Source organism: Phyllobacterium sp. YR531 (assembly GCF_000282595.1).
Taxonomy (GTDB): Bacteria; Pseudomonadota; Alphaproteobacteria; order Rhizobiales; family Rhizobiaceae; genus Phyllobacterium.
Map to the genome: position 1 here is coordinate 291,236 of NZ_AKIZ01000022.1, position 14,341 is coordinate 305,576.

Sequence of the window (14,341 nt, forward strand, 5' to 3'; positions counted from 1 at the left end):
TATCGATATTGTGCGATTTTTTTGGAAAGCTCCATGAATAATATGGAAATTGACAATCAGATGCCATCCGACAGGACACCAGAGGGTAAATTTAGCATACCTGTTATTGCCGTTATTGGCCTCCCGCTGCTTACGCTCCTGATCCTGGTATTCATCGGATTCGGGCTTACTTTGCGGGACCACCGCTCGGAACTCACCAAGGCCTATTCGGAACGCATGTCGAAGGCCGTCGCACTTGATCTTGGCCGTCAATTGAGCGATCTCATCACTCCTGTCGAACAATATGTGGATGGTGTGACGCGGCAGATTAAAGCCGCAGGCTGTAAAACAACGGCTTGCGTAAATTCTCTGATCCAGAAGGAGTATCTAAAACCTGATCTGGTGCCGTTGCAAATTGCCGGCATTCGCTTCGGCGGAATGGATGGTCGATTGAATGGGGCCTTCCGCTACCAGGAAAAACAGGTGGAGTTTGCTGGGCGCTTTGACTCGATCGAGGATAATCCCTCCAGGTTTGCAGTCACGCTGGCTGGTCGTGAACTTTTTAGTTTTGTCTTCGATCTCTATTCGCAGGGCTGGTATCAGGCTGGTATGATAGGCAAATCTGCGGTGTGGAGTGCTCCCTATCATGGAGATAATGCAAACAATTTATGTCAACAAGGTGCGCTACAAGATTGGTCATTGACCCGTATCGTCCGCATTGATGACCCCGACGGCAAACCATTGGGCGTACTCGGGGCCGATATGTGTATCAACGAGATCGGGGCGTTATTCAAGCGTGTGACGTCCGGCCACACTGTTGAAAAGATTTCGATAATTACCCCTTCAACAGAGCGTATTTTTATCGAGAACGAAAAGGTTACGGTATCGCCCGCACTTCTGCCCGTGCAGGAGGCTGATGCAATACCTTTGGGCTCGGGAGACCTTCACAGATGGCGCGTGGCTGTTACTTTGGACCCAGGCCTGTCCCAGCAGATCGCATGGGACTGGCGGCAAATATCGCTGTTATTGGCAGGGTTTCTTATCAGTATTATCCTGACTGCACTCACTGCCAGCCTTGTTGTCAAACCATTGATGAAGCTTTCCCGGGCTGTGACGGACGTCGGTGATCTGAAGCTTGAGACACCGATCTCCATTTCAACCGGCATCAAAGAAATTGGCTTGTTGGCATCTGTCATTGAACGAATGCGTTTTGTTCTGCATCGCAATCAGACAAGACTTGAATTTCTAGCCTATCATGACCCCGTCACAGGGTTTCTCAATCGGGAAGGATTGGCTAGGGCATTCGATCTTGCAAGTACGCGGGAAGGCCATGTCGACCTTATACTTATCAAGGTACGCAACTATCACCAGATAGCCAGTGTCTTTGGCGATGCGGTTTTGACGCGGTTGCTGATTGACAGGATAAACACGGTTCGAACAATGTTTGAAGGCGGTGTGGTCGGCTGCCTGAACAACAACCAGATTGCGTGTATTTTCCAGTCTTCCGAGGGGATCGACATTGCTCACATGCAGCAGGTGCTCGCTGCCATGCGATTGCCTTACGAAGACAATGGTATCCGTATTTTGCTCAATATTGCCGGTTCCGTATCGTCGAAGCACGGTCAGATAGAGTTGTTCGACTCTCTTTTACGCAGGGCCAATGAAGCCATGCATTATGCCGAGGAAACGAAAAGTGAAGATGCCGTCTGGTATAATCCCGCACTCATTCAGGATCTGCGGGCAGTTCTGGATTTTGGCGGTGATATAACACAGGCTATCGCGCGTGGTGAGTTTTTGGTCGTGTACCAGCCGATAGTAGAACTTCGCACAGGCCAGATTGTTGAAGCGCAAGCGAGCGTCGTTTGGCATCATCCTGAATTTGGCGAGATCAGATCACACAAGTTCATGCCCATTCTGAAACGTAATGGTTCAATACGGCATCTCGGGCTTTTCGTCATGTCGCGGGCTTTTGAGTTCCTGCACGATTTCAAGCGCCGCAGTCCGGACAAGAAACTGTTGATCGGCGTTAAACTTTCATATGCCCAGCTGATGGACCCATTGTTTGTCGAGCGGGTAACCGAGCTCCAGGCGGAATGGAACATCAGTGCTCCGGAAGTAAACTTCATCATCACACAGAATACGGCGATGCTTGAAGATCAGCAGATTTTCCGGGTCATGCGCAAACTGCGAAAGCTCGGCTTTTCCCTGACAATCGATCAGTTCGCAATGGCGCATTCCACGGTTAATGGAACCACTGCTTTGCAGTATGATGGGATGATGATCGGGCCGGATGTTTATCGCGGAATTGAGCAACCGGGTGTTGAACGGATCATTCTGGAGGCGGCGTGCGAACTCGCTCGCAAATTGGGAATGGAAAGGATAGCCGTTGGCATTGATAATCATGCTATTATCCAGCCACTGATAGAATGCGGCTGTAGTTTTGGCCGGGGTCCATGGTTCGGCAAATCAATCGACGAACAGACCTTTCTGGCGCGTTACGACGAGAATGCCGCAATGTTTACAGACGAGGTTGTCAGTTAGAGCTGCAGAACCATTCTAATTCAGGACAGGTGCAAACTAGCATTTGGAAGCAGTATTGTGCGTGGTGAGCCGTCCTGAGCTTGTCGAAGGGCGAACCACGCACGGGATTAATGCGGGCGTGTGCGGAGGCAGCGCGTTCTTAATCCACACGGCCTCGTGCTGCGACCGGCGCAATCTCAACAACTGTGTCGCCTGAAATAAGAATGACGCTATCGAAGAGATTTGAAACCACGCAGGCATGGTTGGGGATGATACGTATGCGGTCGCCTACCTTCGGCTTTTCCTTACTCGATGTGACATCAATGGTTCCATGCTCTTCACTGAGCGAGGAAATGATTGCGTCTGGATACTCAACAATTTTGCCAAATCCATCCATACCAAATGTGTCGCTGGATAAGACCTTCGAGCCCGCATCGACAACGGCACGGTTTTCTGTAGGACGGCTTACAACTGTAGCAAGGACAGTGAGAGCGCAATCGTCCCATGTGCCTGCACCTTTCGCCACCTGAAAACGATCCATGTAAATATAGGTACCCGGCCGGTGTTCGGTCGCGCTTTTCACCTCGTGCGCCCTCCACATATCCGGAGAACCGCCATTTGAAACGATGCGCGGATCAAGCCCCGCCGCGATAGCAAGTTTTTCTGCTTCGGCCAAAAATGCTTCATTTGCCTCGACGGCACCGGTTTTCGGATAAGTCATGAAACCGGCAAATATCAACCCTTCTGACTTGTGGATCAGTTTGGCGAGTAGCAAGGCTTCTTGCGGGGTCTGAACGCCGCAACGGCCCATGCCGGTATCACATTCAACCAGAACGGTCAGCGGCTTGTCGCGTCCAGCGAAGGCTTCAGAATAACCACGTATGGCGGTCTCATTGTCGGCAGTTACACTGATCGTGATGCGTTCATTGAGCTTTATCAGCCGTTCAAGCTTTGCCTTACCGATGATATTGTATGGAACAAAAATATCGGTCAAACCTGCATCGGCCATCACTTCTGCTTCACCCAGCTTCTGGCAGGTGATCCCGATTGCCCCAAGCTCAATTGCGCGTTTAGCGAAACGCGGCAGCTTATGCGTCTTGATATGAGGACGTACGGTCAGCGAATGATTGTCGGCATAGGTCTGGAATTTTTGCAAGTTTGCTTCGGCGCGATCTGTGTCGATAAGAACTGCTGGCGTGTCAATTTCGTTGAGTTTCAATCTTAGTCTCCGAGCGGCAAAGTTGTCGCGTTATTGGCATGCATGGCTTGCAGGTTCTTGATACGGCGCATCCGCTCTACCGCAGGCGCTCCGATTTTTTCCGCTACAGACATGGCCAGCATATCTGTCAGTGCCAAAAGTGCGTAGCGGGCGGGGGAGGGCCGGTACACATTGGTGCCTTCGTCAATGTGAAAAGGCATCACAAGTTCTGCCGCTGCGGCGAGCTTCGTGCCCGGTGCTGTAAAGGCAATTGTCTTTGCGCCATAGCGCCGTGCGATGGTTACCGCCTCCACCAGAGGTTTGATTTCGCCCGATAGCGAATAGGCGATGATGACCGTATCCCTGTTGCTGGTAGCCGCCGTCATCTGCTGCATTTCACCATCAATATGGGATGAGGCGGCAATGCCGAGACGGAAAAGACGGTTTTCCATCTCGGTTGCCGCCATGGAGGAAGAACCGCCCGAGCCGTATGCGCGCACCATTCCAGCCTGCACGATCAGGGAGGCTGCAAGGTCAAGATCGTCCCTGTTGATCAGATTGCAGACAGTTTCAACCGCGTCGATGGCACTACGCGCAATGATCGAGGTTACTCCGCTGCCAGCATCATCCTGTGCAGGTCCGGGTGTGATGAAACGCCCGGCAATTGCCAGTGATTGTGCCAGCCTTACCTTGAAATCCCGGGTGCCCTCAAAGCCGAGCATGCGACAGAAACGGGTAATCGTCGGCTCGCTTACGCCAGCCTTTTCCGCAAGTTTGTTGATTGGTGCGTGGGTGGCAAAATCCGCATCTGACAGGATCGCGGCTGCAACCTGACTGTCGGAATGTTTGCCGGTATCGGCAACCTCCCTCAACCTTGCAACGATGTCAAAATGCGGCGGCGCCATCTGTTCGTTTCATCCAGTTTGTCGAACCACGCACAACTCAAATCCGGTTTCCGGTTTTAGCATCAAAGACATGCACCTTTGCCGGGTCTACCGTCAATGACAATTGAGTGCCGGGCTCGGGCGAAAGGCGATCCCGGAAGACACAGCGCACGCCTACACCGGCAATCGTACCGAACAAATGTGTTTCCGAACCCGTCGGCTCTACGACTTCAACATTATAATTGAAACCATGGCCATCAGGCGCAAGGCGATAATGTTCGGGGCGAATACCGATTTCGACGGGCTGGCCTGAAGCGGCGGTTGTGTCGCCAACCTGTATTGTCACACCATCTGCCGTTCGAATCTTCGGGGACCCATCGCCTCGCTCAAGAATGCCGGGAATGAATGTCATCGCAGGCGATCCGAGAAACCCGGCAACGAATTTGTTGACCGGCTTGTCATAGAGCTCCAGCGGCGAACCGGATTGCTCGATACGGCCACCATTCATCACGACAATGCGGTCCGCCATGGTCATCGCTTCAATCTGATCATGCGTGACGTAGACCATGGTCGTTTTCAATTGCTGGTGAAGCGCTTTTAGCTCCGTGCGCATCTGCACACGCAACTTGGCATCAAGATTTGAAAGCGGTTCATCAAAAAGGAAAAGGTCTGGCTCGCGTACGATCGTGCGACCCATAGCGACGCGCTGGCGTTGTCCGCCCGAAAGTTGGCGCGGCACGCGGTCCAGATAATCATGCAGGTTGAGCGTTTCTGCAGCCTTGCCAACTTTGGCGTCGATTGCCGCCGAGCTTTCACGGCGGATTTTCGGCCCGAAGCCGATATTCTTGCGCACGCTCATATGCGGAAACAGAGCATAGCTTTGAAACACCATGGAGATATTGCGTTGCTGTGGCGGCAGCCCATTGGACAGGCGGTCGCCAATCCACAATTCACCCGATGAAATATCTTCAAGACCTGCGATCATGCGCAGCAGCGTGGATTTTCCGCAGCCGGAAGGTCCGATCAGGACAAGAAATTCGCCGTCGCGCACATCAAGATCGACGCCATGCAGGATATTCATTGCGCCATAGGATTTGACGAGCTGCTTTATCTGGAGACCAGCCATTTCACTTGTCTCCCGCGAGAACGTCATTGATGAAATGCAGATTGCCTGCCGTCAATCCGCCATCGACGGTCAGAGTTGCGCCGGTAATTCCTGACGCGGAAGCGGAGCTTAGGAAAAATGCAGCTTGAGCGACTTCGCCGGGGGTGACAAGACGGCCGAGTGGATAATGCGGCAAAACCTTTGCCAGAAGCTCCGGCTGTTTTTCCAGGCGGTGGTCCCAAGCCGGTGTGCGCACTGAACCCGGGCAAACAGCATTGGAGCGGATGCCGTAGCGGCCCTTTTCCACAGCAAGCGCCTTCATGTAAGCGATCATCCCGGCTTTCGCGGCGGAATAGGCCGGGTTGCCATAATGATTGAGCGCATTGACCGAGGAGATAAACACCACGCTGCCACCACCCTTCGCGGCCATAGCCTCGACGATAGGTGCGGTTACGTGAAATACGCCGTTCAGGTTGATTGCAATTTCGTTTTCCCACACATTACCATCAACCTGATCGAGGATTTCGCCGCGGCTGAAACCCGCATTGTTGATCAGCACATCTGGCGTGCCATGATCGCGGAGAAACTTGTTGATCGCGCTGCTCGTCTGCGCCTTGTCATTGATGTCGAATACAAGACCGTTAGCGAGGGGAAGTCCGACAAGCAAACTCTCACTCTGATCTGCACCGGATACCACAGCGCCCGCAGCATTGAATGTTTCAATCAGCGCCTGACCGATGCCGCCTCCCGCACCTGTTATGAGCACCTGCTTGCCCCGCAAGCCAAGTACCCTGTGCAATGTCTCTGAAGTCATATGGTGACGACCTTGTTTTGAAATGTTCCCGTATTTTCATTAAGAACGGCATATGAAAAAAAGCAACATGAAACTGTCATATCCCATCATTTTCTCACTTGCATGAAATTAAATTACATAGAATGATGAGAAAGGTTTCAAATTTACGCCAATGGGAGACAGAGGCGTTTAACAAGGGGAACATAATGACCATCAAAAAGATAAGCCTTCTGGCAGGCTTGAGCCTTCTCGCATTTTCGAGCGGCGCTCTTGCCGATACTGTCCGCGTTACCATCGCTGAATATAGCAAAGGAACGGGTCCTTATTTTGAAGAAGCCGCCAAGGCTTTTGAAGCAGCAAACCCCGATACAAAGATCCAGATTGAAGTTGTGCCGTGGGACAGCCTGCAGCAGAAGCTGACAACGGACATTTCCGCTGGAGCGAATGCCGACTTGTCGATCATTGGCACGCGCTGGCTGCTTGATTATGTCAAGGAAGGCATTATTGCTCCGCTGGATGAGAACATCACACCGGATTTCAAGGCACGTTTTATTGATACGTTCCTGACGCCATCAGTCATGGACGCCAAGGTTTATGGCCTGCCAATCGCGGCGTCCGCCCGCGCCATGTATTACAACAAGGACATCTTCGCCAAGGCCGGTGTGGATACGCCGCCAGCCACCTGGGCGGACTTCAAGACCACTGCTGAAAAGATCAAGGCGCTTGGCACCGAGACTTATGGTTTTGGCTTGCAAGGCAAAGAAATCGAAACAGATGTTTACTTCTATTACGGCCTTTGGGCCAATGGCGGCGAGATCGTCAAGGACGGGAAGTCCGGTCTCGACTCCAAGGCGGCAATCGATACCGCGACGCTTTACAAAAGCTTCATTGATGGCGGCCTGACTCAGCCGGGCGTAACCTCCTATAGCCGTGAAGATGTGCAGAACCTGTTCAAGCAGGGCAAGGTTGCGACGGTTATCACGGCGCCGTTCCTTTCCGGTCAGATCAAGACCGAAGCGCCAAATCTCAACTATGGTGTTGCGCCAATTCCGGCCGGTCCGGATGGCGGCAAGGGCACCTATGGTGTGACCGACTCCATCGTCCTGTTCGAGAATTCAAAGAACAAGGAAGCCGCATGGAAGTTCCTCGACTTCCTGTTTACCACGGAACAACGTACCAAGTTCGACAAGATCGAAGGCTTCCTGCCGGTCAATGCTGAAGAAGCCAAAGACCCGTATTTTGCCGATAATGCTGACCTGAAAGTGTTCACAAGCCTTTTGCCTGATGCACGCTTTGCGCCGGTTATTCCAGGCTGGGAAGACATTGCCCAGACTACCTCCAATGCAATCCAGAAGATTTATCTGGGTCAGGGCGAGATCGAGCCAACGCTGAAAGAAGCCGCTGCCAAGATCAATGAAACATTGAAGTAGGTCTGAAAATCCCGCTCCCCTTTCTCCCCCCTCTTGTGGGGGAGAAAGTGATTTCAGCATCTTAGCCCTTGCTAAGTGCTAGAAATCACAAGAGAGGGGATTTGCTTCATTAAACTACCCCCTCTCTTGGATTTTCCAAGGATTTAGCAAAGAGGCTAAACCCAGGAAAACCCTTTCTCTCCCACAAGGGGAGAGATAATCGGCATGTTCGTTTGGCGTGCATTAAGAACCAAAGGTAATTCCATCGATGCAACGGGCTTCAGTCCCCTATTTCCTTATCCTGCCCAGCTTTCTTCTGGCGGCTGCAATCATCCTGTGGCCGCTCAAGGAAATCGTCTCGCTTTCGCTGCACGATGTGAACCGCTTTGGCATGTTGAAAGATTTCATCGGCCTTGAGCATTTCCGCAGTCTCTTCGCTAACGCGGATTTCCTCGCAGCGACGTGGCGCACACTATTCTGGACGGCAGCTGTCGTCATTGGCACGCTGATCGTTTCCGTCCCCATAGCGCTCATTCTCAATGAAGACTTCTACGGTCGTGGTATTGCCCGCATTCTGATCATGTTGCCTTGGGCGATTTCGCTGACCATGACGGCCATTGTCTGGCGATGGGCACTTAACGGCGAAAGCGGCATGTTGAATTCGGCCCTGCGCGATCTGGGTATCATCAACAGCAACATTCAATGGCTGGCGGAAGCTTCCACGGCCTTTCCGATGCAGATACTCATCGGCATTCTGGTTTCTGTCCCATTCACTGTAACGATCTTCCTTGGCGGTCTCTCATCGGTGCCGGAAGATCTTTATGAAGCCGCCGCAACAGAAGGCGCGGGCAGGTGGGACCAGTTCCGCCTCATTACGCTGCCTTTGCTCAAACCCTTCATCAATATCGCCTTTGTGCTCAACACGATCTACGTGTTCAATTCGTTCCCGATCATTTGGGCAACGACACAGGGCGGCCCCGCCAACTCCACCGATATTCTGGTAACGTATCTTTACAAGACAGCCTTCCGCATGGGCAGGCTGGGCGAAGCGGCCGCCGTCTCGCTCATCATGTTCGCTATCCTCATCGTCTTTACCATCATCTATGTGCGCCTCGCCATGCGGGAGGAAAAGCAATGAGCAAGAAACTGAAACGTTCGATCCTGTTCTGGCTGTTCCTGTCGCCGATTGTTGTGGTGATCCTGTTTCCCTATGCGGTCATGGCGATAAGCTCGCTGAAATCCGCCACGGAAGTGCTCAACCCGACCTGGTGGCCGGATGAATTGCACTGGCAGAACTTTCCTGAAATGTGGCGCACTTCCGGCATTGCACCGGCATTGGTCAACTCGCTCTATGTGTCCGGTCTTTCAACGGCATTGACGATCCTCGTTTCCATTCCCGCCGCCTATGCTCTCAGCCGTTATCAATTTGCCGGACGCAACGCATTCCGTCAGTTTCTGCTGGTATCGCAAATGCTCTCGCCGATTGTTCTTGTCATTGGTCTGTTCCGCCTCGTTGCCGGGGCAGGCATGATCGACAGTCTTAATGTTCTGGTGGTGATCTATACGGCGTTCAACATCGCCTTCTGCGTCTGGATGCTACAAAGCTATTTCTCCACCATTCCGCGTGATCTGGAGGAGGCTGCGTGGATGGAAGGGGCAAGCCGCACGCGCACGCTGTTCACCGTGTTTCTGCCGCTGGCAGTTCCGGCCATGGTGGTTACCGCAATTTTCACATTCATCAATGCGTGGAATGAGTTCGTTATCGCACTGACAATGCTGCGCACGGAAGACAGCTATACCTTGCCGATCCGGGTCTTTTCGCTCGTGGCGGGTCGCTATACGGTGGATTGGCACTATGTTATGGCCGCTGCATTCGTGGCTTCGGTGCCGGTCGCCATTCTTTTCGCCTGGTTGCAACGCTATCTGGTGCGCGGTCTTTCCATCGGTGCGGTTAAATGAGCAATTCCAGGAAAAGTGTGAAACGGTTTTCCGTCCGGAATTGCGTGGAACGACAAATCAAGCAATTCCAGGAAAAGTGTGAAGCGGTTTTCCGTCCGGAAATTGCGGTAAGAAAATAGAGGATATATATCATGACAAAACAGCATTTCGGCCAGTCGCATGTACCATTGTCGCCAGCCGTGCGGGCAGGGGACTTCATTTATATTTCCGGTCAGGTGCCGGTTGGTGCGGATGGAACAGTTATCATCGGCGGCATTGAAGCCCAGACAAAACAGGTTATGGAAAACATCAAATCGGCCTTGGCTTTGGCTGGTGCGGAGCTTTCCGATGTGGTCAAGACCTTCGTTATTCTGGAAGATGCAAGGGAGTTTACGGCCTTCAACAAGACCTATGCCACCTATTTTCCGCAGAACCCGCCAGCCCGCACCACAATCGAATCCCGGTTGATGATCGATATCAAGATCGAAATCGAAGCGATCGCTTATAAGCCGCTTTAGCGCTGCAAAAGAGAAGTGCGTGTTTCGCCCTTCGACAAGCTCAGGAAGGCTCATCATGAGGAAGGCTGAGGATTGCAGCTAAAGTAGTTCTGCCGCCTCATGACTATGCAGTCAACCTACCTTCCTCATGGTGAGCCCCGTCGAACCACGCACAACTGAACTGCCACAAACATAAAACGAAAGCATACCATGCGCATTTTCACCGCGTCCTTCGCTACTGAAACCAACACCTCATCCCCTGTGCCGACAGATCGTGCAAGCTTTGAGATGGCATTCTATGCCGGGCCGGGTAAGCATCCGGACACGCCGACACTGTGCTCCGCGCCGATGGTTGTCCTACGCCGCCGCGCGCGGGAGGAAGGTTTTGAACTCGTCGAAGGAACAGCCACATGGGCGGAGCCCGGCGGTTTGCTGCAGCGTAAGGCCTATGAGGATTTGCGCGATGAAATACTGGGCCAGCTCAAGGCGGCACTGCCTGTCGACGCCGTTGTTCTCGGCCTGCACGGTGCCATGGTTGCGCAGGGCTATGATGATTGCGAGGGCGATTTTCTGGAGCGTATCCGCAACATTGTCGGGCCAGATGTGCTCATCGCTTCGGAACTCGATCCGCATAGCCATCTGACGAAAAAGCGCGTTGCCAATGCAAATATCCTCGCGGCCTTTCTGGAATTCCCGCACACGGATTTTTACGAGCGCGGCGAGCATGTGGTCGACCTTGCGCTGCGCACATTGCGTGGTGAGATCAAGCCGGTCATTTCAACCTTCGATTGCCGAATGATCGGTGTCTATCCGACGAGCCGTGAGCCTATGCGCTCCTACGTGGATCGTATGAAAGCTCTGCACGGCAAGGATGGCATTCTGTCCGTATCGCTGATCCATGGTTTCATGGCCGGCGATGTGCCGGAGCTGGGTACACAGCTGATGGTTGTGACCGACAATGACCCCGCCAAGGGCGCTGCACTTGCGCAGAAGCTCGGCATGGAATTGTTTGCGCTTCGCGGCACAACAGCCATGCCGATGCTCGACACCGAGGCCGGGCTTGATGCGACCATGGCCATCGTTGCGACACGGCCGGGCAAGCCGGTCGTTGTCGCCGATGTCTGGGATAATCCGGGCGGTGGTGTGGCGGGTGATGGGACACTGATCCTGCATCGCATCATCGAGCGCGGTATTGGCAATGTTGCGGTTGCCACGATCTGGGACCCAATTGCGGTCACGTTCTGTCTGGCGGCGGGCGAGGGCGCGCTTATTCAGTTGAGGTTTGGCGGCAAGGCCGGACCGGATGGCGGTGCTCCCATCGATGCACGCGTTGAGGTGGTCAAGGCCGTCGAAGAAGGCTGGCAAAGCTTTGGTAAGAGCCGGGTTACGCTTGGGCCGGCAGCGCTGATCCGCCTTGAAGGCACCGACATAGAGGTAATCCTCAATACCAACCGCACGCAGACCTTTGAGCCGGATATCTTTTCCAACCTCGGCATTGACCCGCTTTCAAAGGACATATTGCTGGTCAAATCGACCAATCATTTCCATGCAGGTTTTGTGCCGGTTGCTTCCGAGATCATCTATATCGATGCGGGCGCGCCGTATCCTTCCAATCCGAAGAAGACCGATTACCGCAAGCTTTCGCGGGAAATCTGGCCAAGGGTGGAAAATCCGTTCGCTGAGTAGCGCGCTCAGCCCTGCTGTTCTGCCATAAGTTGTATGATTGCACATGCCGGTTGTGTGCACGCAGAGCCTTTCCTGCCTAAATAGAAGCAGTTCTGTTTCTTGGGTGGCGAGACAATCCACGCGGAAGGTGGCAAGGTCGATGTTTATCCATCGTCCGACGCCGCCTGACAAAGTGGTTGGCCGCCAGCCGGAAACCCAGCCGTTGGTTTGCCAAGGCAAACCAACAAGCTTTCAAACACGCTGGTCGAATTATCCGCATTTTGCAGAAATGCGGTTCGACCAGTGGGCCGGGTGAATTTGGGTCAAAACCATCGGGCTTCAGCTTCGTCCGATGGATAAACATCGGTCTCGCTAAACCCCTCGACCTTGTCCGCAAATTCCCTTCGGCAGAACGATTCTATTTAAGCAGGAAAGGCTCTATAATCGTGGAATCATTAGACAGCAGGGCGCGGTGCCCGACCGGGATGCATTAACCCGGCTATACGATGCGGGTGATCTGGGTGCCTCACAATAATAACCAACGGCGCTGGCGCACCATTCCGCTTTCTGTGATGTTGCCAATCGTTGTTGCGGCCTTCGTCGGCCTGACAACCATTCTAACACTGTTCATCGTTCTTACAACAACATCGGGAACCACCAGAAGCCTTCTTGCGAGCAATGGTCATTGGCTTTTATCGACCATCGAAGCTGACATCAAAAATCAGTTCACCCCGGTTCACACGCAGTTGCAGTTTCTCGTTGCCGGAGTAGGCAGGGGGCAGGTTAACCCGTCAAAGCGGGATGAATTCATTTCATTGATGAAAGGTGCGGTTGCCGCCGCGCCGCAAGTCCGCGTCCTGTCATTTACTGCTACCGATGGCAGGATGGTGGGCGTGACGCAGGGGCCTTACGGCGTATTCTCGTTCGATGACTGGATTCGCAGTGACGAGGAACGGCAGGAGATCGTCGATGCGCAGACGAAGAGAGAAGCCGTATGGGGACCGGTGTATTTTGTGCCAGCCGAGGGGGTGAAAACTTCTGTCGCGAATTTGCGGCAGTCCGCGTTTGTCGGCGATAAGTTTATCGGTGTATTCTCCGCGACCATCACGGTGGATGCGCTTTCTACACATCTGAAAGAACTGTCTGGCACTCTGGAAGGGTTCACGCCATTCATTCTCTATGGGCGGGACCGCGTCTTGGCACATCCGGGCATTGTCGACAAAAAACCTTTGCTTTCTGCTGAATCGCCATTGCCGGGCCTTGATGCAATTGGTGATCCTTTCGTCCAGGGCCTGTGGACCACAGGTGAAACTATTGATTTCGGCGATCTGCAGGCAAGTCTTGTTCGCAGTGGCAATGAGGAACGTGTTGTTGCCTATCGGGAAAGCAAGGCGAGTACGCCGGTACCGCTCATCATCGGCGTTGTCATGCCGATGGATGTACTGGATTCCATATCGGCGCTCATCTCTGCGGGCCTGTGGTCTTTCGGGTTGATGCTGGTTGCAATTATCATTTCGGTGCTCGTCAGCCGGTTGATTGTCAGGCCGTTGCGCATGATGGCGCATCAATCGCGAGCAGTTGCAAAGCTCGACTTTTCCTCCGTCGAGGTGCTGCCCAAAAGCCGGTTCTCTGAACTGAATGAACAGGCAGATGCATTCAACAATATGTTGACCGGCCTGAGATGGTTGGAAGCCTACGTCCCCAAGCCTCTCGTACGCCGCCTGCTTCAGTCCGGGGGCGGGCAGAAGATGGAGTCTGAAGAGCGGATATTGACTGTCATGTTTGCCGATATTGTTGGCTTTACCGTCATGTGCGAGAAGCTTTCGGCAACGGAAGTCGCGAGTCTGCTCAATTCATATTTTGATCTCATTGGAAGTTGTATCGATGCCCAGGGCGGCACGATCGACAAATATATGGGCGATGGTCTGATGGCGTTTTGGGGCGCACCGGAAGACCAGCCGGACCATGCGGACCGCGCACTTAGAAGTATAGAACAGATCGAGCGTGCGTTGCATCAGAGAAATCTGACGCGGCACGAGTCGGGAGAAGCCAATCTGAAAGTCCGTATCGGCATCCATAGCGGGCCTGCCGTGGTGGGCAATATCGGCATGCGCGGAAGGCTGGGCTATACGATTGTCGGCGACACGGTGAATGTGGGCAGCCGTCTCGAACAACTTGGCAAGACTATCGAACCGGCGAGGGACCTTACTGTCCTTATCAGCGCCTCGACGCGTAATTACCTGAGCGTGCCGGTGGATGAGCTCAAGCCGCTCGGGCCGCACAGCGTTCCGGGACGGGAAGAGAGCGTTGATGTCTATCTGTATGAACCCGGTTAACGGCGTGACATACAAAT

At 53.3% G+C, this 14,341-nt stretch carries 11 protein-coding genes; 7 read left to right on the top strand and 4 right to left on the bottom strand.

What is annotated here, in order from left to right:
• Window positions 1-33: 33 nt before the first annotated feature.
• A complete protein-coding gene (locus PMI41_RS14965) occupies window positions 34-2,520 on the top strand; it encodes an EAL domain-containing protein (protein ID WP_008126204.1) in 2,487 nt (828 codons plus the stop codon).
• 139 nt (window positions 2,521-2,659) lie between these two features.
• Here the strand turns inward: PMI41_RS14965 and PMI41_RS14970 are convergent, their stop codons facing one another.
• Genes PMI41_RS14970 through PMI41_RS14985 form a run of 4 tightly spaced genes read right to left on the bottom strand, consistent with a single transcriptional unit; the run spans window position 2,660 to window position 6,500 of the window.
• On the bottom strand, window positions 2,660-3,718 hold the full coding sequence (locus PMI41_RS14970) for a D-TA family PLP-dependent enzyme (RefSeq protein WP_008126206.1): 1,059 nt from the start codon (window positions 3,716-3,718) through the stop codon (window positions 2,660-2,662).
• A gap of 2 nt (window positions 3,719-3,720) precedes the next feature.
• Window positions 3,721-4,602, bottom strand: a complete 882-nt coding sequence (locus tag PMI41_RS14975; protein ID WP_008126207.1) for a MurR/RpiR family transcriptional regulator — start codon at window positions 4,600-4,602, stop codon at window positions 3,721-3,723.
• 37 nt (window positions 4,603-4,639) lie between these two features.
• Window positions 4,640-5,707, bottom strand: a complete 1,068-nt coding sequence (ugpC, locus tag PMI41_RS14980; RefSeq protein ID WP_008126209.1) for a sn-glycerol-3-phosphate ABC transporter ATP-binding protein UgpC — start codon at window positions 5,705-5,707, stop codon at window positions 4,640-4,642.
• 1 nt (window position 5,708) lies between these two features.
• Complete coding sequence (locus PMI41_RS14985; protein ID WP_008126210.1) at window positions 5,709-6,500, bottom strand: SDR family oxidoreductase; 792 nt, start codon at window positions 6,498-6,500, stop codon at window positions 5,709-5,711.
• A 185-nt stretch (window positions 6,501-6,685) separates the two neighbouring features.
• On the opposite strand from PMI41_RS14985, the gene PMI41_RS14990 reads away from it, so the two are divergent.
• From PMI41_RS14990 to PMI41_RS24310, 6 genes are all read left to right on the top strand, one after another.
• Complete coding sequence (locus PMI41_RS14990) at window positions 6,686-7,909, top strand: sugar ABC transporter substrate-binding protein (protein WP_008126212.1); 1,224 nt, start codon at window positions 6,686-6,688, stop codon at window positions 7,907-7,909.
• A gap of 247 nt (window positions 7,910-8,156) precedes the next feature.
• Window positions 8,157-9,026, top strand: coding sequence for a sugar ABC transporter permease (locus PMI41_RS14995; RefSeq protein ID WP_008126214.1), 870 nt, complete (start codon window positions 8,157-8,159; stop codon window positions 9,024-9,026).
• Window positions 9,023-9,847: a carbohydrate ABC transporter permease gene (locus PMI41_RS15000; RefSeq protein WP_008126216.1), complete on the top strand. Its 825-nt coding sequence runs from the start codon at window positions 9,023-9,025 to the stop codon at window positions 9,845-9,847. Before PMI41_RS14995 ends, PMI41_RS15000 begins: the two co-directional genes overlap by 4 nt.
• 128 nt (window positions 9,848-9,975) lie before the next feature.
• The gene (locus PMI41_RS15005; protein ID WP_193372098.1) at window positions 9,976-10,344 is read left to right on the top strand and encodes a RidA family protein; all 369 of its coding nucleotides are present in this window, start codon (window positions 9,976-9,978) and stop codon (window positions 10,342-10,344) included.
• Window positions 10,345-10,533: 189 nt separating this feature from the next.
• Complete coding sequence (locus PMI41_RS15010) at window positions 10,534-12,009, top strand: M81 family metallopeptidase (RefSeq protein WP_008126221.1); 1,476 nt, start codon at window positions 10,534-10,536, stop codon at window positions 12,007-12,009.
• Window positions 12,010-12,509: 500 nt separating this feature from the next.
• On the top strand, window positions 12,510-14,324 hold the full coding sequence (locus PMI41_RS24310; RefSeq protein ID WP_162130123.1) for an adenylate/guanylate cyclase domain-containing protein: 1,815 nt from the start codon (window positions 12,510-12,512) through the stop codon (window positions 14,322-14,324).
• Window positions 14,325-14,341 lie beyond the last annotated feature (17 nt).

Excerpts from the sequence above, each read along its gene's own strand:
- ugpC (WP_008126209.1), bottom strand. The coding sequence starts at position 5,707 with ATGGCTGGTCTCCAGATAAAGCAGCTCGTCAAATCCTATGGCGCAATG.
- PMI41_RS15010 (WP_008126221.1), top strand. The coding sequence starts at position 10,534 with ATGCGCATTTTCACCGCGTCCTTCGCTACTGAAACCAACACCTCATCC.
- PMI41_RS14985 (WP_008126210.1), bottom strand. The coding sequence starts at position 6,500 with ATGACTTCAGAGACATTGCACAGGGTACTTGGCTTGCGGGGCAAGCAG.
- PMI41_RS14965 (WP_008126204.1), top strand. The coding sequence starts at position 34 with ATGAATAATATGGAAATTGACAATCAGATGCCATCCGACAGGACACCA.
- PMI41_RS14975 (WP_008126207.1), bottom strand. The coding sequence starts at position 4,602 with ATGGCGCCGCCGCATTTTGACATCGTTGCAAGGTTGAGGGAGGTTGCC.
- PMI41_RS14990 (WP_008126212.1), top strand. The coding sequence starts at position 6,686 with ATGACCATCAAAAAGATAAGCCTTCTGGCAGGCTTGAGCCTTCTCGCA.
- PMI41_RS15000 (WP_008126216.1), top strand. The coding sequence starts at position 9,023 with ATGAGCAAGAAACTGAAACGTTCGATCCTGTTCTGGCTGTTCCTGTCG.
- PMI41_RS14995 (WP_008126214.1), top strand. The coding sequence starts at position 8,157 with ATGCAACGGGCTTCAGTCCCCTATTTCCTTATCCTGCCCAGCTTTCTT.